The following is a 24,729-nucleotide window of genomic DNA, read 5'->3' on the forward strand; positions in this document are numbered from 1 at the left end:
AGCCTACGGGCGACCGGCGACACCCACCGCACTGTCCACAGCACCGTCCGTGTCGGAGCCGGCACGGTGGTCGGACCCGGCCACGTCGTCGGCGCGGGCCGGCGTGGTCGCCCAGCCCGTGCCTCCAGGCCGGGTCCAGCGGACGCCGCCCGCCCAGGCCGGGGTCACACCGCGGAACCGGGGTGCCTCGTGCCCGGCGAACCGGCGGTCCAGCCCCCGCCACCACGCCAGGAACTCGACCATGCCCCAGAACGCGAGCGACGTGACGAGGGTGACGAGCGTCCCCTGCCAGGTGCCGTTCGCGTCCGACGAGGTCAGGTCGATCCCGGACCAGCCGGGCGCCTGCAGCACGAAGATCATGATGTTGTTGAAGGCGTGCTGCAGGACCGTGGCCTCGAGCCCGCCGGTCCGGAGGACGATGATCGCCGCGATCAGACCGAACGAGCCGACGTCGAGGATGCCCCAGACGTTGTAGCCGTTCGGGATGTGCAGCACCGCGAAGACGACCGTCGAGACCGCCACGGCGATGATCGTGCCGACGCGACGCGGGATCCACGACGCGACGGTCTGCATCAGGAAGCCGCGGAAGATGTACTCCTCGGCAGCGCCCTGGAACGGGACGAGCAGGACGACGAGGACGATCGTCAGGGTGAGGGTGCCGAGGGAGACCGTCGACTGGCCGATCGCGTCGTGGTTCCAGGCGAAGCCGCCGTCCGTCGTGATCATCCCGCCGCCACTGAACAGGCCGGTCTGCCAGACGAACATGACCGCGGCGATGACGAGCGTCGGCAGCAGGCACCACGCCGTCCAGGCCCACCGGACCCGGAACCGCGTCGACGACAGGATGCCGGCCGGTCCGATCCGCGCGATCTTGACAGCGAGCAGGATGCCCGGCAGCAGGACCACGAGCGACACCAGCGACAGCGACAGGATCAGCGGGTCGGTGGGGTCGAGCGCGCCACCGGCCAGGTCGTTCTGCAGGTCGATCAGGGCTTGCGGCCCCTGCGTTGCGCCGATCGGCACGAAGTACGCGACCGCGATGACGATCTGCGACACGAGGTACCACCCCGCCAGGAACGCGAGGGCGACGAGCGGCCGCCACCACCTCCACCGTCCGTCGATCCGGGGCAGGCGCTGGTAGGGAACACTCACGCACCGCAGGGTACCGGGCCGGGCAGGATGGGAGCCGTGCTCACCGTCCTGTTCGGCCTGTCCGGCGCGATCGTCTACGGGTTCGCCGACTTCCTGGGCGGACTCGCCTCGCGCCGGGTCCGCCCGGTCGTCGTCACGGCGGTGGCCGCCGCGATCGGGATCCTGCCGCTGCTCGTCGGACTGGTGGTCCTGGGTGGCGTGTTCTCGTGGCCGGCCGCGGTCTGGGGTGCAGTGGCCGGGCTCTCCGGCGGTGTCGGGGTGCTGCTGCTCTACGCCGCACTCGCGATCGGACCGATGAGCGTGCTCTCCCCCGTCACCGCCGTCTTCGCGGCCGTCGTGCCGGTGCTCGTCGCGGTGTTCCGCGGCACGGTGCTGTCACCCGTGGCGACCGTCGCGCTCGTGGTCGCGGTCGTCGCGGTGGTCCTGGTCGCGGTGGTCCGGGACGCCTCGGGCGCGCGGCTCACCGCCCGGGGCGTGGTCGCCGCCGCCGTCGCCGGGTGCGGCTTCGGCGGGATCGTGCTGGCCTACGACATGACGCCGTCCGACTCGGGCATCGCACCCCTCGTGGTCGCGCGGGTGCTGCAGGCGGTGCTGCTGGGTGCGGCGGCGCTCGTCGTCGTGCTCCGGACGGGAGGCCCGGTGTCCGCCCCGACGTCGGCCCGCCCCGACGGGGCTGCCGCCGTCCGCGAGCCTCGGTCGGGTCGCGCATGGGGTCCGCGGCTGCTGGTCACCGTCGCCGTGTGCGGCGTCTTCGACGCGATGGCGAACGTGTTCATCCAGGCGGGGCTGCACAGCAGCGACGACCCGGCGACCCTGCCCGTCGTGAGTGTGCTCAACGCGCTCTACCCGATCGGCACGGTGGTGCTGGCCGGGGTCGTGCTGCGGGAACGGTTGACCGCGCAGCAGTGGATCGGCATCGTGCTGGCGTTCGTCGCGTCGGTGGCGCTGGCGTTGGCGTAGCGCGCGGGTCGCGGCGGGGTCGGGCGGGGTCGGGCGGGGTCGGGCGGGGCCGGGCACGGTGCCGAGTCGTTCGAACCGTGCGAGGTTGACCGCCCGGTGCGGACTTGCAGCACCGCACCGAGCCGCCAACGCCGCACCGGATGAGCGAACCCGCACGGTGCGACGGGCGGGCGCGGTCAGGCGTCGGGGATGAGCCGCTTGCCGAGCGAGACCGTCCGGTCGTCCGTGTAGCCGAGGGACGCGTAGAACCCGAGCACCTGCTCGTTGCCCGCACGCACCTGCAGGTTGAGCTTCGGGCAGCCGAGGTCGGTCAGGAGCCGCTCGAACTCGGCCATCAGGGTGCGACCGAGGCCGGAGCCCTGCAGGTCCGGGCGCACGGCGAGGTAGTTCACCCAGCCGCGGTGCCCGTCGAAGCCGGCCATGCCCGCGGCGACCACGCCGGCGTCGGTGTCGGTGTCGTCGGTACCGGTGTCGTCGGCCTGGGGATCGGCGACCAGGAAGAGCTCGGGCTGGACGGTCAGCTTGCGGGCGATGTCGCGTCGGGGGTCGTTCCAGGGTCGGACGAGGCCGCACGTTTCCCACAGGGCGACGACCGCGTCGGTGTCCTCGGTGCGGAAGGGGCGGATCCGGTACTCCATGCCCCCACGTTAACGGGGGCGGGGAGAACGTCGTCACCGGCCTGTCGCCGTGATCTGATAGACCTGTCCGACCACCCAGCCGATCAGGAGCCCCGTGACCGCACACGACACCCTCCCGTCGCGCCGCAGCGCGCGGGACGACGAAGCCGGTTCGCGGTCCCGGCGTTCCCCGCGCAGACGGCAGACGGTCGGCGGCGCGATCGTGTCGCTCATCGCCGAGTTGCTCATCATCGCGGGCGCCGGCACCGGCCTGTACGTCGTGTGGACGGCGTGGTGGACCGACGTGGTCGCCGTGAACGAGCAGACGAAGCTCGTGCAGGGCCTCGACCAGGTCAAGACCCCGAAGGTCGAGGGCACCGAGCACCGCGGCACCGCACCCGTGCTGGACGAACCGCCGGGGTTGTCGGACGTCTTCGGCACGATGCAGATCCCCCGGTTCGGCAAGGACTACAACCGGCCGATCGGCGAGGGCACGGATCGTGAGAAGGTCCTCAACACCATCGGGCTCGGCCACTACCAGGACACCGCGATGCCCGGCGCACCCGGCAACTTCGCCGTCGCCGGACACCGGGTCACCTACGGCAAGCCCCTCAACCAGATCGCGGAGCTCAAGAAGGGCGACTCGGTCGTGGTCCGGGTCACCGACGCGAAGACGAAGTTCGACGTCTGGTACGTCTACAAGGTCACCGACAGCCAGATCGTCACGCCCGACAAGATCGAGACGATCGCGCCGGTGCCGAACAAGCCCGGTGTGGAACCGACCCCCCAGGACCGCTGGCTCACGCTGACCGCCTGCCACCCGATGTGGTCCGCGGCGGAGCGGTTCGTGACGCACGCGAAGCTCGACTACTGGATGCCCGCGTCCGAGGGCACCCCGAAGGAACTCTCGGAGACCGTCAAGTGATCTTCCCCCTGGTCTGGCGGCTGCTGCCCGGCCCCACCGCCCTGAAGGTGCTCGAGCTGCTCGTGCTCCTCGTCGCCATCGTGTTCGTGCTGTTCCAGTGGGTGTTCCCGTGGATCGCGGCGGACATCCTGCCGCCGCCGGACGGCACGGTGGAGTCGACGCCGACCCCGTAGCGTCTGGTCGGGTCTGGTCGGGTCGGGTCAGACCGTGGTCGTCACCTGCGACCCGCCGGCCGGGGTGCGTCGCACCGCGATCCGCTCCGGGATCCGCTGCTTGAGTTCCTCGACGTGGCTGACGATCCCGACCTGTCGCCCGCCCGCGGTCAGTCGCGACAGCTGCCCGATGACGTCGTCGAGGGTCTCGGGGTCGAGCGTGCCGAATCCCTCGTCGACGAACAGGGTGCCGAGCGAGACCCCGCCAGCCTCGGCCTGCACGACGTCGGCCAACCCGAGCGCCAGGCACAGCGACACGGTGAACGTCTCGCCGCCGGACAGGCTGCGGGGATCGCGGACGGTGTCGGTCGTGTGGTCGTGCACGGCGAGGGCGAGCCCCGTCCGTCGCGCCCGTGACCCGGATTCCCGTTCGTCGGAGGTCTCGAGGGTGAAGCGCCCGGCGAGCATGCCGCGCAACCGGTCGTTCGCCGCCGCCACGACGTCCTCGAAGCGCCGCATGAGCACGTAGGTGCCGAGCGTGATGCCGGTCGGGTTGACCGATGCCACCCCGTTCGCGACGTCGGCGAGCCGGACGACCGCACGGCTGCGGGCCGAGGTCTCCTGTCGCGCACGGACGGTGCGGTCGACCTCGGTCGCACACTGCTCGACGGCTTCGGCACGGTGGGCAGCGGTGACCGCGAGCCGGGTGGCCTCGTCGAGTTCGGCCGCTGCGCGGACCCGTTCGGCCTGGGCCGCCGGTACGTCGAGCTGCTCCGGATCGTCGTCGGCGGCCTGCACCACCGCGGGGTCGTCGAGCCCTGCCCGCACGACGGCGCGTTCGGCCTCGGCTGCGCTGATGCTGCTGCGGAAGCGTGCGACGGTGTCGGGCTCGAGCAGGCCGGCTCGTGCGGCGTCGACGTCGCGGAACCCCTGCTCGTCGAGGACCCGGGCGACCTCGGCGCTGCGCTCGTCGCGGGCGCGGGCAGCGGCAGCCGCGCGGTCGTCGGCCTCGGCGACGGCGCGGAGCACCGTCAGCCGTCCGTCGAGTTCGTCGACCACGGCCCGGAGCGACGCAGGCGAGCTGCCGTTGTCGCTGTCGAGCAGTGCTGCGAGCCGGTCGATCGCCTCGTGCACGGATCGCAGGTCGGCCTCGAGCCGCTCGGCGTCGGAGGCCGCGGTCGACGCGAGCACCGTGCGCCGGGCGTCGAGGTCGTTCCGCTCGCGCTCGAGCGCCCGCGTCGCGGTGTCGTGCGCCGTCCGCTCGCGCTCGTGCTCCAGCACCAGCGCCGCGGCGTCGTGCGCCGCTCGGACCCGCTCGTCGGCGGCCACCGCCATGGCGTCGAGGGCGACCGTGTCGACGGCGCCGACGACGTCGGTCAGTCGGAGGTGCTCGGCGCGCTCGACGGCCAGGTCGGCCGCGGCGTCGGCGAGCTGCTGGTCGGCCAGACGCGTGGCGTCGCCCGCTGACTCCACCGCCTGGATCGTCGGGTGGTCGTCCTGCGGCGCGGCCACCGACGGGTGCGCCGTCGATCCGCAGACCGGGCAGGGGTCGCCGGGGGTCAGCGCGGCACCGAGCTCTCCAGCGAGCCCGGCGATACGGCGCTCGCGCAGGGAGCGTTCGGCATCGAGCGCCTCGGTGGCCCGACGGCGGGCATCGGCCACGATGCGTTCGGCACCAGCGACGCGCTGCTCGGCGCGGTCGCGGGCGGCCAGGTCGGCGCGGAGCGACCGCACCCGGGCGACCTCGTGCGCGGCGGCGTCGGCGTCGGCAGCGGTCGTCGAGGCGGTGCGGGCGGCCTCGACGATCCGGGCTCGTTCCGTCGGCCGGGCCTCGAGCGCGGTGTCGAGGGCGGCGAGGTCGTCGGTGAGGCGCGATGCGGTCGCAGTGGCCTCGGCGATGGCGGTGCGCCTGGCGTCTGCATCGGCCTCGACCTCGAGGAGGTGCCGGACGTCGGACAGGGCGTCGGTCAGCGAGTCGCGGCGCCGGGCGACCTGCTGTGCGTCGACGGCGCCGAGTGCGTGCTGCTCGCGCAACCGGGCGGCTGCCGCGGCGGTGTCGTCCGCCCGGACGGTCGCGGCGTCGAGGCCGTCGGCCACCGCGGCGACCCGGGCGGCGCGCTCGGCCGTCGCGACCGCGTCCCGTGCCTGCTCGATCGCCGGGGCGTCGTCCTCGAGGACCGCCTGCCGCCGCAGCAGCCCCGCTCGTCGCTCGAGGGCGGCCGCACGGGCCGTCACCGATCGCTCGTGCTCGGTCGCCGCCGTCGCAGCGGCAGCCGCAGCCGTCCGGGCCGCCCCGGCGGCGTCGGCCGTCGCGCGGAGGGACGCCACCGTGCCGGGGACGACGGACTCGTCGGCGTCAGCGAGGTCGGCCGCCTGCGCGAACCGGGCCAGGGCCTCGCGGACGCGGTCGTCGGCCCCCTCGACCTCGGCCTGCACGGCCCGGCGGCGAGCGGCGAGCTCGTCGGCGGTGCGGTCGTAGACCTGGGTGCCGAACAGCGACTGCAAGAGCTTCCGGCGGTCTTCCCCCGGGGAGCGGAGGAACCGTGCGAACTCGCCCTGCGGCAGCACCACGGTCTGCAGGAACTGCGCGCGGTCGAGCCCGACGATCCGGGCGATCTCGACCCCGACCTCGGGGATGCGGGACGACATGGGCTCGCCGGCGACGTCGGACGGCGCGGCGAGCCGGAACAGCTGCACGGACGCCTGCTGCTTCACCGTGCCGGTCCCCCGCTGCTTCGGGCGGTCGTACTGCGGGGTGCGCCGGACCCGGTACGTACCCGCACCGGTCTCGAACACGAGCTCGACGAACGGTTCGACCGCGGGGTCGGCGTGCTGGCTGTGCAGCCGGTCGGAGCTGGCGTCGGATCCGGCGAGTCCGCCGTACAGGGCGAACACGACGGCGTCGATGATCGTCGACTTGCCGGAACCGGTCGGCCCTTCGAGCAGGAAGACCCCGGAGGCGGCCAGCACCGCGAAGTCGATCGTCACGAGGTCGGGGTAGGGCCCGATGGCGCGCAGTTCGAGTCGGTGCAGGTACATCAGCGGTCCCCCTCACGCTGCAGGGCGAGCACCGCGGCCTCGTACGCCTCGGTCAGCACCGCGCGTTCGTCGTCGTCGGGCAGCCCGCCGGTGGCGAAGGCCACGAAGTCGCCGGCGACCTCGACCGGGTCGGACGTCGCGGTGACGGCCCGCGCGGCGGTGGCGGCCGGCCGGTCCGCCGGTTCGTGCGTGATCGCCAGGGCGTGCGGGAAGTGGTCCTTCACGCGGGCGTACATGCGTTCCGGGTGCACGGTGTCGGTCACCGCGACGCGGACCCAGGCGTCGGCATCGGCCCGGAACTCCCCGGACTCGATGGCGTCGATGCTGCCCCGCACGTCGACGAGCCGCCGCGGCACCGGGGTCGGTACGAGCTCGACGGTGACGGCACCCGCCGCGTCGAGGTCGGCGATCGTCACGGACTTCCGCTGGTGCCGCTCGCCGAACGAGAACGCCAGCGGCGACCCGGCGTACCGGATCCGGCCGTCGTCGCCGACGCGCTGCGGGCCGTGCAGGTGCCCGAGGGCGACGTAGTCGAACCCGTCGAACACCGACTCGGCCACGCGGTCGACCCCGCCGACGCGGATGTCCTGCTCGCTGTCGCTCGGGTCGGCGCCCCCGACGAAGGCGTGCGCGACGACGACGCTCCGGGTGTCGGCCCGCGTCGCCAGGTCGGCGCGGATCCGTTCGGTGGCAGCGTGCACGACGGCGTGGTGCGAGCGGGCGAGGGGTTCGTCGGGGACCGCGGCCAGGGCGTACCGCGTGAGGTCGGGGTGCAGGTACGGGATGCCGTACACGGCCACCGGGCCGTCGTCGTCGGGCACGAGCACCGGATCGGCCACGTGGGCGGGCTCGGCGAGGATGCGCACGCGCTGCCCCATCACGCCGGCACCGAAGCCGAGCCGCGCGGCGGAGTCGTGGTTGCCCGGCGTGAGGACCACCGTCGTGGTCTCGGCGAGTCGTTCCAGCACGCGGGAGAGCATGCGGACGGCGTCCACCGGCGGGATCGCACGGTCGTAGACGTCGCCGGCGATGACGACGAGGTCGACCGCGCGCTCCCGGGCGAGGTCGACGAGCCAGTCGGTGAACGCGGCCTGGTGCTCGAGCAGGTCGGCACCCAGCAGTGTGCGGCCGAGGTGCCAGTCGCCGGTGTGCAGGATGCGCATGCGGCCACGGTAACGCCGGCCGGGGACATCTCCGGACACCTCGCGGTGCCCTGTGGAGGACTCAGGCGGTCACGCAGCTGGCGGACGCCAGGCCCAGCACCGAGACGACCCGGACCTTGACGGTCGGTGTGCTCGTCGCCGTCCAGTTGTTGCCGAGGTTCGTGCGGAGGTGCAGCGTGTAGGTGGTGCCGAGGTTCAGGAGTCCGGCGCCCCCGTAGACCATCGAGCGGGCACCGACGGTCGTCGTGCTGGCCACCTGCGTCGTCCCGTTCATCAGGTCGAACGACACCGGCACGGTCGCGCCGTTGTCGTAGGTCCAGGCGATCGTCACCGTGTTCGACCCGGCGGGGGCGCAGGTCAGGGTGGGGACACCGGTCGCCGTGCCCGCCGTGAAGGCCGCGGTCGGTGCGACGGTGGTCCGCGACCACGGGGCCGCGTCCGCCGCTCCGGGCAGCAGGACGCCGGCGGCCGCCGCGAGCGCGAGCACCGCGGCGCCCCCGCCGACGCGGCGCAGGCGCCGCCTGCGACGGACTCGTCGACGCAGCGCGCGACGGGTGAGGACGGTGGGCGCGGCGGTCGGGAGGCCCGTGGCGGCGCCGTCCCGTGCCTCCAGGCCGTCGTCGGCACCGTCCACCGGACCGGTGGCGTCGTCCGGGCCGGCCACGTCGTCCGGACCACCGGCTGCGCCGTCGGTCTCGTCGTCGTCCTCGACGAGTCGCCGGAGCGACCCGTCGATCGTGCAGAGCGCGAGCACCGCGGTCAGGCCGAGCGCGAGCATCGCGACCAGGCCCCACTCCCCCGCGCTGATCCAGCGGATCGGTGTCCCGATGAACGGGATGCGCAGGAAGGCGATGCCGTGCACGGCGGAGCGCTCGATCGGCGTGGAGTCCTGCTGCGGGTTGGCGTCGCCCTTCGTGACCATGGTGCCGCCGGGGCCGTCCTCGACGTAGCGGTGCATGCGCAGGTGGTCCGCCTGGTCCGGGTCGTCGGCCAGCAGGACCTTGCCCGTCGCGATCTCGCCCGAGCCGACCGGACGCGAGACGACCACGTCACCGGGGACGATCCGCGGCTCCATCGAACCGGTCATCACGGTGGTCGGCTGCCACCCGATGAGCGCCGGCGCGGCCGCCCAGAGCGCGAGTCCGAGCAGCGTCGCGACCACGCCGCGGGCGAGGGTGGCGACGACGACGCGCCCCCAGTCGACGGCGTCACGGACCGCTGCGTGCGGTGCGGGACCACCGTGCACTGCGATGCTGCTCATGACTGCCTTCGACCGGGGGCGCGTTGCGGGGAGGGAACGGACGGGGCTGGTTCGGCCCCGGCCCCGGCTCAGCTGTTCTGGGCCTCCCAGGTGAAGCCGAGGGCTGCGGTGCCGCCCTGCACGGTGTTCGGGGCGGTGCTCGAGACCGTGTAGGTGACGCGGTAGACGCGCGTCTCGGACGCGGTGCCGGTCGGGGCCCAGGTGCCGACGCCGGTCGCGTAGTTGGTCGAGGCGGCGCCGAAGCCCGCGACGGTGCCGCTGTAGAGCGAGCCGCCGGTGGCGGCCGGGGTGAAGCCGGAGCAGGAGCCGAAGCCGCCGCCGGTGCCCTGCTCGATGGTCAGGTTGACGTTCGCCGCAAGGTCCTTCGTGGTCGAGACGTTCGTGCCGTAGAGCTTCACGGCCGAGGGCAGCGAACCGGTCGAGGTCACCGCGATGCAGTTCGCACCGGTCGAGCCGGGCTTCAGGTTGTTCGCCGTGAACAGCGCGGTGTTGTTGTCGTCGTCGGACAGGGCGACACTGCCGGCCGTCCAGTTGTTCGTCGGGTTGACGGTGGTCGAGGAGAAGGCCGCGTACGAGGCCGTCGAGACGACGACCCCCGAGGCGACGAGGGCGGCGGGGATGGCGATCCAGGCGGCGAGGCGGGCAGCACGAGGCGTGACACGAGACATGGTTGGACTCCGTGAGGAAGAGATCTGATCGGTGGTTCGGACGGGCCCGCGGTGGTTGGTCGCGCTACGTGCCGAGGTGGTACGACGATCAAGCTACTTGGCCCTCGAGCAGCTCACAAGACCTGAGATGTCCCCACTGATGGGGGTATCTTGACGAGTGAGTTACTTGTTGACTGAAGTTCCCACCCTGTACCCGAGAAGAGCTCCCATGACGGACACCGACCCGGTCGTCCTCCCCCCGCACGCTCCCGCCGTCCCCGCGGCACGCGTCGCCCCCACCACACCGCCGGCACCGATGTCGCCCGACGTCACTGCGCTCGACCCCGTCACCGCCGACACGGACCCCGACGCCGACCTGCCGCGACTGCTCACCGCCTTCCGCGTGCTCCAGATGCAGCACGCGCGCGTCCTGCACCACGAGAGCACGGTCCGCGCACTGAACGCCACGGACACCCGGTTCGTGTTCTTCCTCAGCGCCGCCGACGGCCACGGCGTCACCCCGAAGCAGGCCGGCGAGTACCTCGAACTCACGACCGGCGCGATGACGTCGCTGATCGACCGGCTCGAGAAGCACGGACACCTGGAGCGTCGCCCGAACCCCGAGGACCGCCGGAGCGTGCTGCTGCACCTCACGCCGTCGGGCACGGCAGTCGCCCGCGAGGTCGGCGCCGTGTACTCCGACGCGTTCCGGCAGGTCGTCGCACCGTCCGACCGCGCCGTGGTCGCCGCCGCGTTCGAGGGCCTCGGCGCCGCCCTGGAGCGCCACCACCGCAGCGCCGCCGTGTGACAGCCGGTGTCACGGCCCGCGCGTAGCGTGAGCGCCATGACCCCCTCTGAACTCCTCACCGAAGCGTTCTCCCGCGTCCCCGAGACGGTCGAGCGGGCCGTCGACGGGCTCTCCGAAGACCAGCTCGCGGCACGACCGGCCGCCGGGGCGAACACCCTCGCGTGGCTCGCGTGGCACATCGCCCGCGGCCAGGACGTGCAGATCGCCGACCTCGCCGGCTCCGAGCAGGTCTGGACGGCGGACGGCTGGTACGACCGGTTCGGGCTGCCGTTCCCGGCCGAGGCGCTCGGCTACGGCATGTCCCGCGACGACGTCGGGCGGGTTCGGGCCTCTGCCGAGCTGCTCACCGGGTACCTGCGTGCGGTGCACGAGCGCACCGTCGCGTACCTCGGCACGCTCGGCCCGGACGACCTCGACCCCGTCGTCGACGACGCGTGGGACCCGCCCGTCACGGCCGGCGCGCGGCTCGTGAGCATCCTGGACGACTGCACGCAGCACGCAGGACAGGCCGGCTTCGTGCGCGGGCTGCTGTTCTTCAACCGCTGAGCGCGCGCGGCCGCGCGGTCGCGCGGTCGCGCGGTCGCTTCGTGAGCAGGAATGGTCGGGTCCGACGTCGCGACCCGACCCTTGGTGCTCACCATGTGACGGACGGGAGGCCCGGTACCAGCTGGTACCGTCCCTCCCGTCCGTCGTCTGGTCGCGTTTAGCGCGCGGCGAGCTCCGACACGATGCCGTCACCGGGTGCGGCCTGCACCAGGTCCGCCTCGATCTCGGCGCGCTCGAGGATGCCCTCGATCTTGCGGATGCGGCCACGCGGGACGATCGTCACGACCGTGCCCTCCTTGCCGGCACGACCCGTGCGGCCGGAGCGGTGCATGTACGCCTTGTAGTCGTCCGGGGCGTCCGCCTGCACGACGAGCGAGACGTCGTCGACGTGGATACCGCGTGCGGCGACGTCGGTGGCGACGAGCACGTTCACGCGGCCGCTCGTGAGCAGCTGCAGGTTACGCGTGCGGCGCGACTGGTTCAGGTCGCCGTGGAGCGAGGTCGCGCGGATGCCTGCGTCCTCGAACTGGTCGGCCAGACGCTCGGCGTAGGCGCGGGTCCGGGCGAAGACGATGGTCTTGCCGTCGCCGGCGACCAGCTCCTCGAGGAGACGGTCCTTCTCGCGCTGCTCGACCACGAGGACACGGTGGTCGATGGTCGAGGACGCCTGGTCCTCACCCGCGACCTCGTGCACGCTCGGCTCGTGCAGGAACTGCTCGACGAGCGCCGCGACCTGGGTGTCGAGCGTCGCACTGAACAGCAGCTTCTGCGCGCGGTTGCCCTGCGGGGTGACCTCGGCCGTGGCGGAGAGGATCTCCTGCACCGGCTCGAGGAACCCGAGGTCGCACATGTGGTCGGCCTCGTCGAGCACGGAGATGATGACCTCGCTGAGGTCGAGCTTCCCCTTGTTCATGAGGTCCTGCACACGGCCGGGGGTGCCGACGATGATGTCGACGCCGCGCTCGAGTGCGCCCTCCTGGCGGCCGTAGGGGACGCCGCCGTAGATCTGCGTCGTGAACAGGCCGACCGAGCGGGCGATGGGCTGCACCGTGCGGTCGATCTGCAGGGCGAGCTCACGGGTCGGCGCGAGGATGAGCGCACGCGGGGCGCGGCCCATCTTGCGCTTGGTGCCGCCGCCGTGCTCCATGAGCTTCTCGACCAGCGGCGCACCGAAGGCGATGGTCTTGCCGGAGCCGGTGCGGCCACGGCCGAGGACGTCCTTGCCGGCGAGCACGTCGGGGATCGTCGCCGCCTGGATCGGGAACGGGCTCGAGGCGCCGAGCTCCTGCAGGGCGCGGGAGATGTTGCCGCCGATGCCCAGGTCGCCGAAGGTCACGCCCTCGACGTCGGCCGCGATGGTGGCCTCGGCCTGGAGCTTCTCGAGCTTGACGTCGTCTGCGGGCACGAACTTGCCGCGCTCGGGCTCGTCGAACGAGCGGCGCGGGGTGCGGTCGCTGCGGTCGTCACGGTCGAACTTGCGCGGAGCGCGGTCGTCGCGGTCGAACGAGCGACGCGGGCGGTCGTCGTTGTCACGGCGGGGCGCGCGGTCGTCGCGGTTGAACGAACGAGGAGCGCGGTCGTCGCGGTCGAACTTGCGCGGAGCGCGGTCATCACGGTCGAAGCTGCGACGGGGACGATCGTCGTTGTCACGACGGGGCGCACGGTCATCGCGGTTGAAGCTGCGCGGCGCGCGGTCGTCACGGTCGAACGAACGACGCGGTCGGTCATCGTTGTCCCGACGGGGCGCACGGTCGTCACGGTCGAACGAACGACGCGGACGGTCGTCGTTGTCACGACGCGGGGCACGGTCGTCACGGTCGAAGCTGCGCGGGGCGCGGTCGTCACGGTCGAAGCGACGCGGACGGTCGTCATTGTGACGACGGGGCGCACGGTCATCGCGGTTGAAGCTGCGCGGCGCACGGTCGTCACGGTTGAACGAACGCGGAGCGCGGTCATCGCGGTCGAACGAACGACGCGGACGGTCGTCGTTGTCACGACGGGGCGCACGGTCGTCACGATCGAAGCGACGCGGGGCGCGGTCGTCACGGTTGAAGCCGCGACCACCACGGTCGTCGTGGTCGGGGCGACGCTGGCCGCCACTGTCACGCGGCTCCCAGTTCGGACGGGCCGGACGCTCGCCCTGCGACGCGCGACCGCGACGCTCCTCGGCGTCCCAGCGCTGCTTCTGGCGCGGCTGCGACGAGTCGGCGGCGCGGAACCCGCGGTGCTTGCTGCTGCGGGCGGCGGGGGTGCCGTTCGGGTGGCGGACGCGGTCGGAGGCGCGGTTGTCCGCGCCGCCCTTGTTGTACGGGGCCATGGCTGCTTTCTCGGGTGCGCAACGTACCGCAGCGCCCGACAGCGACATCGGCGGGGGCTGCTTGCGGAGAGGGGGTTCATCCCGTCGCGAGTCGACGTGATTCCAGCCCTCGAGCAACACACACCCAGCAGAATTTCCGTGATCACAATGTCACGACGTCGAAGGCCGACCGAGCGAGTCTACGCGAGCCGGTGCCGTGACGCCAGCCCCGAGGCGAACGCAGGCCGGTCGATCGGGGTGATCCGCGCCTCCTGGCCGCACCGGACGCGACGCGTCACGGCGAGCCCAGCCGGAACAGCCGCTGCAGCCCCCACCCGGTGACGCGCACGAGTGCTTCGACCACGATCCCCCCGCTCATCTTCGACTCGCCCCGCTCGCGCTCCACGAAGGTGATGGGGACCTCGGCGACGACGGCACCCGCCCGGAGCGCGCGTCGGGCGAGGTCGACCTGGAAGCAGTAGCCGGCCGAGGCGATGCCCTCGGCGACGAGCGAACGGAGGAGGTCCGCGCGGATCGCGCGATAACCCCCGGTGAGGTCGCGGACCCGGACACCGAGCACGAGCCGGCTGTAGAGCGAGCCGCCGCGCGACAGGGCGATCCGGTGCCACGGCCAGTTCACGACCGAGCCACCGCGCACCCAGCGCGAGCCGATGACCAGGTCGGCACCCGCCGCCGAGCGCTCGAGCAACCTGCCGAGTTCTTCGGGCCGGTGCGAACCGTCGGCGTCCATCTCGACCAGGACGTCGTGGTGGCGCTCGAGCCCCCAGGCGAACCCCGCCAGGTAGGCGGCACCGAGACCGGCCTTCTCGGTGCGGTGCAGGACGTGCAGACGCTCGTCGTCCCGGGCGAGGTCGTCCGCGATCGCGCCGGTGCCGTCCGGGCTGCCGTCGTCGACGACCAGGACGGTGACCTCGGGGCGTGCCGCGAGGACGCGGGCGACGACCGACTCGATGTTCTCGCGCTCGTCGTACGTGGGGATGACGACGAGCACCCCTCCACCGCCACTGCGAAGTTTCGAGGATTACCCCGTTGCCGTGTGGTTCGAATTGGATATCAGAACAACATATACGCAACGACACCACGGAGGCCAGCATGCGAGACAGCACGGCGACCCGCACACTGCCCGATTGCCTCATCACCCTCGCGCTCTACGCCCTCGCGCGGGTCGTGACGACCGTCACGCTCACGGTGGGGTTCGCGTTCAGCGACCCGGTCGGGTTCGGCAACCCGCTCGGCTGGAAGGGGTTCTTCGAACGCTCGACCGCCTGGGACGGCCAGTACTTCCTCGAGATCGCGCGGCAGGGCTACCCGAGCGCGCTGCCCGTCGACGACACCGGCGCCGTCCAGCAGAACGCCTGGGCGTTCTTGCCCGTGTTCCCGGCGGTCGTGCGGGCGGCCAGCATGACCGGCGCCGACCCCGCGGTGGTCGCGGTGCTGCTCGCGACGGCGTTCGGCGGCGCGGCGTCCGTCGCACTCATGGTCCTGGTCCGTCCACATGTCGGACGGACCACCGCGCTGTGGTCGGGCGTGTTCTTCGCCTTCGGGCCGATGTCGTTCGTCCTGCAGCTCGCCTACGCCGAGTCGCTCGGCCTGCTGCTCGCGTTCGCCGCACTCATCGCGATGCAGCGGCGGCGCTACTGGACGGTCCTGCCGATCGTCACGGTTCTCGCGTTCACCCGGCCCGGGGCGCTCGCGATCCCGTTGGCGCTCGCGCTGCACGCCGTGCTCCGGCTCGTGCAGCACGACCCGGTGCCCGTGCGGGAGCGTGTCGCGATCGTCGTCACCGGCGTCGTCACGGCAGCGGCCGGCCTGGCGTGGCCGGTCGTCGCGGCGCTCGTCACCGGGGTTCCCGACGCCTACTTGCAGACCGAACTCGCGTGGTGGCGGCTCCACCTCGACGTGCAGCACTTCGTGCCGCTGACACCGTGGTTCCTGCAGGCCGACCGGGTCGCGGGCGCGCTCGGCGTGGTCGCTGTGCTCGTCGCGGTCGGCGCCACCGGGTGGTGGCTGTCGTCACGCTCGACCCGCCGGATCGGCTCGGTGCCGCTGCTCGGCTCGACGTCGTACCTGCTCTACCTCTTCGCGACGTTCCTGCCCCAACAGAGCCTGCCGCGGCTGCTGCTGCCGGCGGCCCCGTTGCTCGGTGCGCCGATCCTGCACCGCACCGCGCTGCGACGGGGGGTCGTGCTCGGTGGCTGCGTGCTCGCGCAGCCCGCGGCGGTGTGGGTGCTGTTCCTCACCCACAATCCCTGAGCCGGTGGCTCAGGACTCCGCGAGCCGCCGACGCTGCTCGGCGACGTCGAAGTCCGCCTTGGGCCAGGACAGGTGCATGTCCTCCAGCGCCCGGAGCAGGAGCTGCTGCACGGCGAGGCGGGCGTACCACTTGCGGTTCGCAGGGACGACGTACCAGGGCGCCTGCGGGGTCGACGTGCGGTCGAGGGCGATCTGGTACGCCTGCTGGTAACGGTCCCAGAGCAGGCGGTCGTCGATGTCGCTCGGGTTGAACTTCCAGTGCTTGTCGGGGCGGTCGAGCCGGTCGCCGAGACGCTCGCGCTGCTCGTCCTTCGAGATGTGCAGCATCACCTTGACGATGGTCGTGCCGGAGGCGGCGAGGCCGTCCTCGAACGCGGTGATCGCGCCGTAGCGGCGTTCGATCTCGTCCGGCGCGGCGAGCCCGCGGACGCGCTGAGCGAGCACGTCCTCGTAGTGCGAGCGGTCGAACACGCCGAGCTGCCCGGCTGCCGGCAGCTGCTTCTCGATGCGCCAGAGGAAGTCGTGCTCGCGCTCCTCGGCCGTCGGGGCCTTGAAGCCGGCGTAGTGCACGCCGTTCGGGTCGACCGCACCGACGACGTGCGAGACGATGCCGCCCTTGCCCGCGGTGTCCATCGCCTGCAGCACGAGCAGCACCCGGCGCTCGTCGCCGGCCGTCGATGCCGCGTACAGGCGCTCCTGCAGGGCGGCGAGACGGGAGGCGCCGGCGGCGAGGGCCTCGAGGCCGTCGATCTTTCGGCCGGGGAAGCCCGGGGTGCCGTCCGGGTCCACCTGGTCGAGGCGGAACCCGGGTTCGACGCGGAGCAGTGGTTCGGGATCGGCGTTCCAGGCCTTGCGATTGCTCACGGGTCCTCCTGCGGTGCTCCGGTCGGCGGCTGCCGTGCTCATCCTCGCACTGCCGTCCTCCGCTCGGGTGACGTGGGCGGTCGCCGGGGCGGCTAGCGTGGACGTGATGAAGTCCGGCCGCCGCTCAGTGCTCGCGCTCGTCGCCGCGGTCGTGGCGCTCGGCGCGATGGCGTCCTGCAGCACGGACCCGGTCGGCGACGAGAACGCCACCGTGACCGCGGACAGCGTCATCTACCCGCTGTCGCTGCGCTACCACGGCATCGACGTGGTGGCCGACGTGCCCTACGGCACCGACCCGCTGCAGCGCCTCGACGTGTGCCTGCCCGCCGACAGCGACCCCGCGACGACGGCGACGCCCACCGCGACGCCGTCCGCCTCGGCCACCGCCGACCCTGATGCCGAAGCGGTCGAGGCCACCACCGGACGCCCGGCGGTCCTGATGATCCACGGCGGCAGCTGGTCGCACGGCGACAAGGCGACGGCCGCGTACCGGTCCGTGTGCAAGTACCTGGCGTCCGAGGGCTTCGTGACGTTCAACGTCGACTACCGCCTGGCCCCGACGGATCCGTTTCCGGCCGGGCTCGACGACGTCCGCCGTGCGCTCGACTACGTGTTCCGTCCCGCGACGCTCGAGACCTACGACGTCGACTCCCAGCGTGTGGGCGTGTTCGGCGGGAGCGCGGGCGGCAACCTCGCCGCGATGCTCGCCGTCACCGACCACGACTCCGCCGCGTACGCCGACGGTGACCGGATCCGTGCCGTGGTGGACCTGAGCGGGCCGACGAACCTGACCACCCGGTCCACCGAGCCCGACGGGGTGTCCGCGGCCTTCCAGCGCAAGCAGCTGCTCTACCTCGGGTGCCGGTCGTACGCCAGGTGTCCGGCGGCCACGCGGGCGTCGCCCGAGTTCCACGTCACTTCGGACACCGCGCCGTTCTTCATCGGGCACTCCACCGACGAGTTCATCCCGATGTGGGAGTCGCAGGAGTTCGCCGCGACGCTCCGGTCCCACGACGTCCCGGTGACGTTCGTGGCGGTCGAGGGCACGGCCCACTCGATCGCCCAGCTCGACGAGGCGATGAGCCGCCGCGTGGTCACGTTCCTGCGGACGCAGTTGGGCTGACCGCGGCGGCCGACCGGCCGACCGCGCAGGGCGTCCGACCGCGTGCCCCGGGTGGGTGCCACCCGGAGTCGGGACTGCCGCTGCCGACCCCCTGGCCGCAGACTTCGGGGGTGACCGACACCTCGACCCGCCCTGCCCGCGCCGCTGCGACCCGCTGGGACCGCCCTGCGCTGCAGACGTTCGGGGAGCTGCTGCTCGGGCTGTCGTTCGTCGCCGCGGTGTCGTTCGGCGGGTACGCCTCGGTCACCGGACAGCTGGCCGTCGTGTCGCAGGTCGCCGCCGTGGTGTTCCTCGTGACGCTGACCCTCGTGCTGGTGTCCTGGTTCCGGGCCGTCGAGCGCGAGGAGCGGACCGAGCGCGTCGTCGTGTCGCCCCTCGCGGCGATCGACGCCGAGTACCGCCGCTAGGCAGCGCTGCCGGAACGCGCCGCTCGTCGCCGCTGTCGTTCCTGCCGGAGTTCCACGCGTTCCTGGCGTCGCTCGGCGCGCGCCTGCTTCCGGGTCTTGCCCGCGGCGATCCGGTCGTCGTTGCGCTCGCGAGCCCGCTCGACGACGAAGTACAGCGCCGGCAGCACCACGAGCGTCAGCAGCGTCGAGGACACCAGGCCGCCGATCACGACCAGCGCCAGCGGCTGCGAGATGAAGCCGGACTTGCCGGTCAGCCCGATCGCCATCGGCAGCAGCGCGAAGATCGTCGCCATCGCCGTCATCAGGATCGGACGGAGGCGTCGTGTGGCGCCCTCGATCAACGCCTCGCGCACCCGCAACCCGCGCCGTCGGTACTGGTTGACGAGGTCGATGAGCACGATCGCGTTCGTCACGACGATGCCGACGAGCATGAGCAGACCGATCAGCGACGCGACACCGATCGGGACGCCCGACGCGATCTGCAGCAGGATCGCGCCCGTCGCCGCGAACGGCACCGACACGAGCAGCAGCAGCGGCTGGAGCAGGCTCCGGAACGTCGCGACCATGATCACGTAGACGATCAGCACGGCGACCAGCACCGCGAGCCCGAGCTGCGAGAACGCCGACGACTGGCTGGCGGCGACGCCACCGATCGAGGCGGTCGCACCCTTCGGCAGGTCGAGCTCGTCGACGGCGGTCGTGACGGACTGCACGGCCGCACCGAGGTTCGTGGCGTCCGGCGTCACGGTGATCGTGGCGGTGCGGGCCGCGTTCGTCGTGGTGACGGTGGTGGGGCCCTCGGACTCCTCGACCGTGGCGACGTCGGACAGCGGGACCGTTCCGGTGCTCGTCGGCACGTCGAGGGCACGGAGCGCGGCGATGGTGGTCGGCGGCTCCGGGTCGGCGATGTAGACGTCGAGCGTCGCGTCGTCGATCTCGATGCTGCCGGTGTCCCGCGGCGAGACCGCGGCGGCGACGAGGCCACCCACCTGGGTCTCGGTGAGGCCGAGTGACGCGGCCTTCTGGCGGTCGACCCGGACGGCGAGGAACGGTTCTGCCGCGGACAGGTTGCTCGTGGCGCCCGTGGTGTCCGGGACCGACTGCATGGTCTGCAGCACCTGGCGCGACGCCGTCTCGAGCTGCGACTGGGTCGGCGCGGTCACGTCGACCTCGATGTCGCTGCTGCCACCGAACCCGCCGCCGGAGGACGCGATGGTGACCTCGCCGACGTCCTTGATCGCGCCGATCGACTTCCGGGCGTCGGCCTGGATCGTGGGCTGGTCGGCCTCGGCGTCGGTCGTGACGGCGTACTGCACCGAGGCGCTGCCGCCCCCGCCGAACGCCGCCTGGATCGACTGGCCGCTCGTGCCGATGGTGGTCTGCACGGTCTCGACGCCGTCGACGTCCTGCAGCGCTCGCTCGACCTTGCGTGCGGACTCGGACTGGACGGCGAGGCTCGAACCGGCCTTCAGGTCCTGCGTGACCGTGAACGTGTTCTGCCCCGAGTCGCCGAGGTAGTTCGTGGTGACGAACGGCAGCGTGGCGACCGTTCCGCCGAGCACGATCACGGCGAGCAGGATGACGACGACCGGCTTGCGGACGACCCACCGGAGCACCGGCAGGTAGACGCGTCGCAGGCGGTCGACCCGGCCGGCGTCGTGCAGGTCCGCGGCGGAGGCGAGCGCACCCTCCGAGCGGTCGCCTTCGTGCCCGCGCTCGGCATCGATCGCCGACGGTGCCGCTTCCGCGTCCGTGGGCGCTTCCGCTGCCGCCGTCGCGTCGCCCGGCTTCGCCTTCGGCGGGCGCAGCCACCAGTACGCCAGCACCGGCACGATGGTGAGCGAGACGAACAGCGACGCGACGAGCGCCAGGGTGACCGTCACGGCGAACGGTCGGAACAGCTCCCCCACGAGTTCTGCGACGAAGGCGACCGGCAGGAACACCGCGACGGTCGTCAGGGTCGAGGCGGTGACCGCTCCGGCGACCTCGCGAACGGCGTCCCGCACGGCCTGGCCGCGGTCGACGCCGGGGAGCATGTGCCGCTTGACGTTCTCGATGACGACGATGGAGTCGTCGACCACGCGGCCGATCGCGATCGTGAGGGCCGCCAGCGTGATGATGTTGAGCGTGTACCCGGCGGCGCGCATGCCGATCGCCGCGAGGAGCACCGACGTCGGGATCGAGATCGCGGTGACGAGCGTGGAGCGCCACGACAGCAGGAACACCAGGATGACGAGCACCGCGAAGGCGAGCCCGAGCAGGCCCTCTTCGGCCAAGGAGTCGATGGACTGCTGGATGTAGGGCGCCTGGTCGAAGACGACGGTGAAGCGGGGGTCGCCCTCGATCTTGTCCTCGATGCCGGGCAGGGCGTCGCGGACGGTGTTCGAGACGTCGACGGTGTTGGCTTCCTGCGTCTTCGTGATCGAGATCGTCAGCGCCTGCTGCCCGTCCACGCGGCTGATGGAGGTGCGCGGCGACTCGGTGATGGCGACCTTCGCGACGTCGCCCAGGGTGGTGTCCGTCGGCGTGGCCGCGGGCGTCGACCCGCCCGTCGCGGCGTCACCCGTGGGCGCGGCACCGGTCGCGGCCGTGCCGGTCCCGGTCGCACCGGCGCCGGTCGCCCCCGTGCCGGTCGCACCCGCAGCCGTGCCGTCACCGGACGAGGCCGTCCCGTCGGCACCGGCGGCGCCCGCCCCGGAACCGTCCGAACCCGACGACCCCGACGAGCTCGTCAGTGGCAGGGCGCGGATGTCCTTGAGTGACGCGATCCGCTCGCCTGTCTGCACCGACAGGGTCGAGCCGTCCTCGGTGATGGTGCCGCCGGGGATCAGGGTGCCGTTGTCGTCGAGCGCGTCCGAGATCGCCGTCTGGCTGAGGCCGCGGGCGGCGAGCTCGTCCTGGTCCGGCGTGATGACGACGCGACGACCCGGGTTGCCGAAGACGTCCGCCTGCCGCACGCCGTCGAGCTTCTCGAGGTCGGGGATCGCCGAGGCCTGCAGCCGGTCGACGAGCTGTTCCTGGTTGCCGGACGCCGAGACGGCGACCTGCAGCACCGGCAGGTCATCGAAGGACCCGGTGACGATCTGCGTCTGCACCGAGTCGGGCAGCGACAGCGCGTTCACCGCGGTCTGGATCTTGTCCTCGGCGCTGGCCAGGTTCGATCCGTACTGGAACGACGCCGACACCACGCTCTGCCCGGTCGACGAGGTCGCACTGGTCGACTCGAGGTCCGGGACGACCTGGATCGCCTGTTCGATCTTGGTCGAGACGTCGTTCGACACCACCTCTGGCGTGGCTCCGGGGTAGGCGCTGACGATCGCGACCTGCGGGAACTCGACGCTGGGGATCAGCTCCTGCTTGAGGCTCGAGAGCGCGATGCCGCCGAAGACCGCGACCACGATCGTGACGAGCGCGATGAGGGCCCGGTTGCGCAGGCTGAAGACCGAGAGGAGGTGCACGTCATCGATCCTCGCAGGACCGACCGACGAACGTTCGGCTGGCAGCCAGAACCCGCCGTCGGATCAGGACTGCAGGATCAGAACCCGCCGAGCACCAGGTACGCCCCGAGCACCGCCACCGTCCCGACCACCCCGGTGCCGAGCGCCACCACGCGCCCGACGGGTGAGCGGGTGCCGAGGACCCCGGTGCCGAGGAGCACCACCCCGACGACGATCTCGACGGCCCAGGTGACGTGCCCCGTCGTCGCGGCGACCTGCAGCAGCCCGCGGATCCCCTCGCCGACGAGCACCGCGGCCGTCACACCGAGCGCCCCCGCGCGCCACCGGGCCTCGTGGGACCGCACCGCCACGGCGGCCGCTCCGGCCAGCAGCCCGGCCGGCACCCCGAGCAGCACCCAGGGGTTCGTGATCGACAGCACGTCGGGGAACCCGCGCAGGACCGTCGTGGCCCAGTACCCGACGTGCATGAGCTCGAGGAGCACGACGCCGAGCACCATCGCCAGCGGCAGGGCGACCCGGCCCCCTCGTGCTCCGGCGACCAGGCACAGCAGCGCGGCGACGAGGAACCACGGCCCGGCCGAGTTCGACACGGAGGCGAGTGCGGGCACGGCCTGCCCGAACGAGGTCAGGACGCCCGCCAGGAACGCCCCGCTCAGCGCGATGGTGACCCGCACCACGGCGGGGACCGCCGCGGGCGGCTCGACGGACGTCGGCACAGCGGAGCGGGTTCCGGCGGACAGGGTCGCGTTCATGGCACCAGCCTCGCCGGACCCCACCGGAGCCGCATCACCCCGAGGAGCGAGAACCCCCGACCCGACCTCACCCCAGAGGATGACGCCGACCCCCGGACGACGCACCGCTCAGACCACCGCCGCCAACGACCCCCGCACCCCGCTCGTCTCGCCGCCCACCCGTTCCCACGACCGCGACAGCACGTCCACCAACCGCCCCCGATCGGCCGGCGCCATCGTGAACGGCACCCGCAGGAACCGCTCGAACCCACCGTCCGGCCCGAACACCCCGCCCGAGGCCAGCACCACTCCCTCGGCCCGCGCGGCGAGCACGAGCGCGCTCGACACCGGTCGGCCGAGCCCCACCCACGTCGTCAACCCGCCCGCCGGCGCCGGGACGTCCCACTCCGGGAGCCGCGCCCGGAGCGCCCCCACGACCGCGTCGCGACCTTCGCGCAGGGACGCACGCCGCGCCTCCAGGAAGGCCGCCGTGCGCGGGACCAGCTCGCGCACGACCAGCTGGTCGAGCACAGGGGTGCCGAGGTCGCCCGTGGGGCGGGCCAGCAGCAGCCGCTGCAGCAACGCCGGGTCGGCACGGATCCAGCCGATCCGCAGGCCGCCCCAGAAGACCTTGGCGGCGGAACCGATCATCACGACCGACGACCCCGACGGGTCCGCCGCCGCCAACGGCGGCGACGGCTCCCCGTCGATCCGCAGCTCCCCCATCGTCTCGTCGGCGATGACGACCGTGCCGACCGAGGACGCGACCGACAGCAGGAGCCGGCGGGTCGACGCGGACATGGTCGCACCGGTCGGGTTGTGGAGCTCGGGCATGACGTACGCGACGGAGGGCGCGGTGCGACGCAGCGTCGTCTCGAGCGCGGCGGCGTCCCACCCCGTCCGCGCGTCGACGGGGACGCCGACCAGGCGGCCTCCGGCCTCGCGGAAGGCCTCGTGCGCGTGCGGGTAGGTCGGGGACTCGACGAGCACGGCGTCGCCACGGCGGACGAGCACGCGCGCGAGCAGGGCGATCGCGTGCTGCGCGCCGAGGGTGACGATGACCTGGGCGGGCTCCGTCGGCAGTCCGCGCTCGGTGTAGCGCGCGGCGATCGCGGCGCGCAGGCCGGGGTCGCCGACGGTGTCGTAGCCGATCCCGGCGAGCGCCGCGGGCACGTGCCGGACCGCCCGCTCGACCGCCTCGTCGATGCCGGGGGCCGCGTGCAGGGCCGCCTTGCGCAGGTCGAGCAGGTCCCCCTCGACGACTCCGCCCAGGCGTTCGGGGTCGGGCCGCCCGACCAGGTCACGGGGCAGGTGGACCACGCTGCCGGAGCCACGGACGGACACCAGGAACCCGTCGGAGCGCAGGCGGGCGTAGGCGTTCGCGACGGTGGTGCGCGAGACGCCGAGGGCTGCGGCCAGTCCGCGCTCGGCCGGCAGCCGGACGCCCTGGGCGACCCGTCCGTCGATGACGAGGACCCGGAGGGCATCGGCGAGCGCCTCGTAGGCCGGGGCGTCGGTCCCGGCGCGCCAGTCGGTCAGCAGGTGGGAGGCGGCGCGGGCACTGATCAGGACAGGGGGCACGGGTCCACGGTAGCGCGATTGGCTCTCGACGAGCAGGCCAATCTGTCGGGACGATGGCCACATGCCCCGTCGCACCGCTCTCACCCTGCGCTTCGTCCAGCTCTTCGTCGGACTGTTCCTCTACGGCGCCTCGACCGCACTGCAGGTCCGAGCGGTGGTCGGCGTGAGCTCGTGGACCGTGCTGACCCAGGGACTCGAGAACGTCGTGCCGTGGTCGTTCGGCGTCATCACGGTGGTGTCGAGCGGCGTCATCCTGCTGCTGTGGATCCCGCTCCGCCAGAAGCCGGGCATCGGGACGCTGCTGAACGCCCTGGCGATCGGGCCGAGTGCCGACCTGGTGCTCTGGCTGGTGCCGGAGCCGTCGGGGATCGTCGCCCGGATCGGGCTGTTCGTCGCGGGACTCGTGCTGCTCGCGGTCGCGACGGCGTTCTACATCGGTGCGGGGTTCGGCACCGGGGCTCGGGACGGCCTGATGGTGGGGTTGCACCAGCGGCTCGGCTGGCCGATCTGGCTCGCCCGGACCCTGGTCGAGGTCACCGTGGTGATCGTCGGGTGGATCCTCGGCGGGGACGTCGGTGCCGGCACCGTCATCGCGGCGTTCGCGATCGGCCCGATGGTCCAGCCGCTCATGCCCTACTTCCGCCGGTTCCCGTGGAGCCCCGAGCGCACGGCGCCGGCGCCGTCAGCGAACGTCGCCACACCCGTCTCTTATACACATCTCCGAG

At 72.7% G+C, this 24,729-nt stretch carries 22 protein-coding genes; 9 read left to right on the top strand and 13 right to left on the bottom strand.

Annotated features, from left to right (window positions below; translation table 11 throughout):
• Window positions 1–3: 3 nt before the first annotated feature.
• Window positions 4–1,152 (bottom strand): CPBP family intramembrane glutamic endopeptidase, encoded by a 1,149-nt coding sequence (locus tag DEJ06_RS15810; RefSeq protein ID WP_111039940.1) that lies wholly within the window; start codon window positions 1,150–1,152, stop codon window positions 4–6.
• 36 nt (window positions 1,153–1,188) lie between these two features.
• Between DEJ06_RS15810 and DEJ06_RS15815 the strand changes: the two genes are divergently transcribed.
• The gene (locus tag DEJ06_RS15815) at window positions 1,189–2,112 is read left to right on the top strand and encodes an EamA family transporter (RefSeq protein WP_111039941.1); all 924 of its coding nucleotides are present in this window, start codon (window positions 1,189–1,191) and stop codon (window positions 2,110–2,112) included.
• A gap of 176 nt (window positions 2,113–2,288) precedes the next feature.
• On the opposite strand, the gene DEJ06_RS15820 is transcribed toward DEJ06_RS15815, so the two are convergent.
• Together DEJ06_RS15820 and DEJ06_RS18405 are read right to left on the bottom strand one after the other, a co-directional pair.
• Complete coding sequence (locus DEJ06_RS15820) at window positions 2,289–2,750, bottom strand: GNAT family acetyltransferase (protein WP_111039942.1); 462 nt, start codon at window positions 2,748–2,750, stop codon at window positions 2,289–2,291.
• A 33-nt stretch (window positions 2,751–2,783) separates the two neighbouring features.
• Entirely contained in the window at window positions 2,784–2,963 is a 180-nt protein-coding gene (locus DEJ06_RS18405) for a hypothetical protein (RefSeq protein WP_181437348.1), read from the bottom strand.
• Between DEJ06_RS18405 and DEJ06_RS15825 the strand changes: the two genes are divergently transcribed.
• Together DEJ06_RS15825 and DEJ06_RS18410 are read left to right on the top strand one after the other, a co-directional pair.
• The gene (locus DEJ06_RS15825; protein WP_258372603.1) at window positions 2,953–3,654 is read left to right on the top strand and encodes a class E sortase; all 702 of its coding nucleotides are present in this window, start codon (window positions 2,953–2,955) and stop codon (window positions 3,652–3,654) included. The two genes, DEJ06_RS18405 and DEJ06_RS15825, sit on opposite strands and share 11 nt — an antisense overlap.
• Window positions 3,651–3,827 (top strand): hypothetical protein, encoded by a 177-nt coding sequence (locus DEJ06_RS18410; protein WP_156463787.1) that lies wholly within the window; start codon window positions 3,651–3,653, stop codon window positions 3,825–3,827. Before DEJ06_RS15825 ends, DEJ06_RS18410 begins: the two co-directional genes overlap by 4 nt.
• 27 nt (window positions 3,828–3,854) lie before the next feature.
• On the opposite strand, the gene DEJ06_RS15830 is transcribed toward DEJ06_RS18410, so the two are convergent.
• The 4 genes from DEJ06_RS15830 to DEJ06_RS15845 form a co-directional block, all read right to left on the bottom strand.
• A complete protein-coding gene (locus DEJ06_RS15830; RefSeq protein WP_111039943.1) occupies window positions 3,855–6,845 on the bottom strand; it encodes an AAA family ATPase in 2,991 nt (996 codons plus the stop codon).
• On the bottom strand, window positions 6,845–8,008 hold the full coding sequence (locus DEJ06_RS15835) for an exonuclease SbcCD subunit D (protein WP_111039944.1): 1,164 nt from the start codon (window positions 8,006–8,008) through the stop codon (window positions 6,845–6,847). Before DEJ06_RS15835 ends, DEJ06_RS15830 begins: the two co-directional genes overlap by 1 nt.
• A gap of 61 nt (window positions 8,009–8,069) precedes the next feature.
• On the bottom strand, window positions 8,070–9,269 hold the full coding sequence (locus DEJ06_RS15840) for a S24/S26 family peptidase (protein WP_111039945.1): 1,200 nt from the start codon (window positions 9,267–9,269) through the stop codon (window positions 8,070–8,072).
• Between the two features lie 68 nt (window positions 9,270–9,337).
• On the bottom strand, window positions 9,338–9,937 hold the full coding sequence (locus DEJ06_RS15845; RefSeq protein WP_110858866.1) for a hypothetical protein: 600 nt from the start codon (window positions 9,935–9,937) through the stop codon (window positions 9,338–9,340).
• Window positions 9,938–10,145: 208 nt separating this feature from the next.
• Here DEJ06_RS15845 and DEJ06_RS15850 point away from each other — a divergent pair, with 208 nt between their 5' ends.
• Both DEJ06_RS15850 and DEJ06_RS15855 read left to right on the top strand, forming a co-directional pair.
• A complete protein-coding gene (locus DEJ06_RS15850; protein WP_111039946.1) occupies window positions 10,146–10,724 on the top strand; it encodes a MarR family winged helix-turn-helix transcriptional regulator in 579 nt (192 codons plus the stop codon).
• A 36-nt stretch (window positions 10,725–10,760) separates the two neighbouring features.
• Entirely contained in the window at window positions 10,761–11,270 is a 510-nt protein-coding gene (locus DEJ06_RS15855; protein ID WP_071406037.1) for a DinB family protein, read from the top strand.
• 157 nt (window positions 11,271–11,427) lie between these two features.
• On the opposite strand, the gene DEJ06_RS15860 is transcribed toward DEJ06_RS15855, so the two are convergent.
• A complete protein-coding gene (locus DEJ06_RS15860; protein WP_111039947.1) occupies window positions 11,428–13,587 on the bottom strand; it encodes a DEAD/DEAH box helicase in 2,160 nt (719 codons plus the stop codon).
• Between the two features lie 274 nt (window positions 13,588–13,861).
• Window positions 13,862–14,578 carry a polyprenol monophosphomannose synthase gene (locus DEJ06_RS15865; RefSeq protein ID WP_111039948.1) on the bottom strand — a complete coding sequence of 239 codons (717 nt, stop codon included), beginning with the start codon at window positions 14,576–14,578 and terminating at the stop codon, window positions 13,862–13,864.
• 101 nt (window positions 14,579–14,679) lie between these two features.
• Between DEJ06_RS15865 and DEJ06_RS15870 the strand changes: the two genes are divergently transcribed.
• Entirely contained in the window at window positions 14,680–15,840 is a 1,161-nt protein-coding gene (locus DEJ06_RS15870; protein WP_111039949.1) for a mannosyltransferase family protein, read from the top strand.
• Between the two features lie 9 nt (window positions 15,841–15,849).
• Here DEJ06_RS15870 and DEJ06_RS15875 read toward each other — a convergent pair whose 3' ends face one another.
• Window positions 15,850–16,704: a polyphosphate kinase 2 family protein gene (locus DEJ06_RS15875; protein ID WP_181436862.1), complete on the bottom strand. Its 855-nt coding sequence runs from the start codon at window positions 16,702–16,704 to the stop codon at window positions 15,850–15,852.
• 106 nt (window positions 16,705–16,810) lie between these two features.
• Here DEJ06_RS15875 and DEJ06_RS15880 point away from each other — a divergent pair, with 106 nt between their 5' ends.
• Together DEJ06_RS15880 and DEJ06_RS15885 are read left to right on the top strand one after the other, a co-directional pair.
• The gene (locus DEJ06_RS15880) at window positions 16,811–17,827 is read left to right on the top strand and encodes an alpha/beta hydrolase (protein ID WP_111091869.1); all 1,017 of its coding nucleotides are present in this window, start codon (window positions 16,811–16,813) and stop codon (window positions 17,825–17,827) included.
• Window positions 17,828–17,937: 110 nt separating this feature from the next.
• Window positions 17,938–18,234 carry a hypothetical protein gene (locus DEJ06_RS15885; RefSeq protein ID WP_111024960.1) on the top strand — a complete coding sequence of 99 codons (297 nt, stop codon included), beginning with the start codon at window positions 17,938–17,940 and terminating at the stop codon, window positions 18,232–18,234.
• On the opposite strand, the gene DEJ06_RS15890 is transcribed toward DEJ06_RS15885, so the two are convergent.
• From DEJ06_RS15890 to DEJ06_RS15900, 3 genes are all read right to left on the bottom strand, one after another.
• Window positions 18,231–21,692 carry an efflux RND transporter permease subunit gene (locus DEJ06_RS15890; RefSeq protein ID WP_111039950.1) on the bottom strand — a complete coding sequence of 1,154 codons (3,462 nt, stop codon included), beginning with the start codon at window positions 21,690–21,692 and terminating at the stop codon, window positions 18,231–18,233. The genes DEJ06_RS15885 and DEJ06_RS15890 overlap by 4 nt on opposite strands.
• A gap of 77 nt (window positions 21,693–21,769) precedes the next feature.
• The gene (locus DEJ06_RS15895; protein WP_111039951.1) at window positions 21,770–22,444 is read right to left on the bottom strand and encodes a DUF6518 family protein; all 675 of its coding nucleotides are present in this window, start codon (window positions 22,442–22,444) and stop codon (window positions 21,770–21,772) included.
• 108 nt (window positions 22,445–22,552) lie between these two features.
• Entirely contained in the window at window positions 22,553–24,004 is a 1,452-nt protein-coding gene (locus DEJ06_RS15900; protein WP_258372510.1) for a PLP-dependent aminotransferase family protein, read from the bottom strand.
• Window positions 24,005–24,065: 61 nt separating this feature from the next.
• On the opposite strand from DEJ06_RS15900, the gene DEJ06_RS15905 reads away from it, so the two are divergent.
• Window positions 24,066–24,729, top strand: a 664-nt coding sequence (locus DEJ06_RS15905) for a YitT family protein (protein ID WP_220036967.1), incomplete at its 3' end; no start/stop codon positions are given.

Source organism: Curtobacterium sp. MCLR17_051 (assembly GCF_003234395.1).
Taxonomy (GTDB): domain Bacteria; phylum Actinomycetota; class Actinomycetes; order Actinomycetales; family Microbacteriaceae; genus Curtobacterium; species Curtobacterium flaccumfaciens.

Excerpts from the sequence above, each read along its gene's own strand:
- DEJ06_RS15820 (WP_111039942.1), bottom strand. The coding sequence starts at position 2,750 with ATGGAGTACCGGATCCGCCCCTTCCGCACCGAGGACACCGACGCGGTC.
- DEJ06_RS18405 (WP_181437348.1), bottom strand. The coding sequence starts at position 2,963 with ATGAGCGACACGATCGCGCCGCCGACCGTCTGCCGTCTGCGCGGGGAA.
- DEJ06_RS15830 (WP_111039943.1), bottom strand. The coding sequence starts at position 6,845 with ATGTACCTGCACCGACTCGAACTGCGCGCCATCGGGCCCTACCCCGAC.
- DEJ06_RS15835 (WP_111039944.1), bottom strand. The coding sequence starts at position 8,008 with ATGCGCATCCTGCACACCGGCGACTGGCACCTCGGCCGCACACTGCTG.
- DEJ06_RS15840 (WP_111039945.1), bottom strand. The coding sequence starts at position 9,269 with ATGAGCAGCATCGCAGTGCACGGTGGTCCCGCACCGCACGCAGCGGTC.
- DEJ06_RS15845 (WP_110858866.1), bottom strand. The coding sequence starts at position 9,937 with ATGTCTCGTGTCACGCCTCGTGCTGCCCGCCTCGCCGCCTGGATCGCC.
- DEJ06_RS15850 (WP_111039946.1), top strand. The coding sequence starts at position 10,146 with ATGACGGACACCGACCCGGTCGTCCTCCCCCCGCACGCTCCCGCCGTC.
- DEJ06_RS15855 (WP_071406037.1), top strand. The coding sequence starts at position 10,761 with ATGACCCCCTCTGAACTCCTCACCGAAGCGTTCTCCCGCGTCCCCGAG.
- DEJ06_RS15860 (WP_111039947.1), bottom strand. The coding sequence starts at position 13,587 with ATGGCCCCGTACAACAAGGGCGGCGCGGACAACCGCGCCTCCGACCGC.
- DEJ06_RS15870 (WP_111039949.1), top strand. The coding sequence starts at position 14,680 with ATGCGAGACAGCACGGCGACCCGCACACTGCCCGATTGCCTCATCACC.
- DEJ06_RS15880 (WP_111091869.1), top strand. The coding sequence starts at position 16,811 with ATGAAGTCCGGCCGCCGCTCAGTGCTCGCGCTCGTCGCCGCGGTCGTG.
- DEJ06_RS15895 (WP_111039951.1), bottom strand. The coding sequence starts at position 22,444 with ATGAACGCGACCCTGTCCGCCGGAACCCGCTCCGCTGTGCCGACGTCC.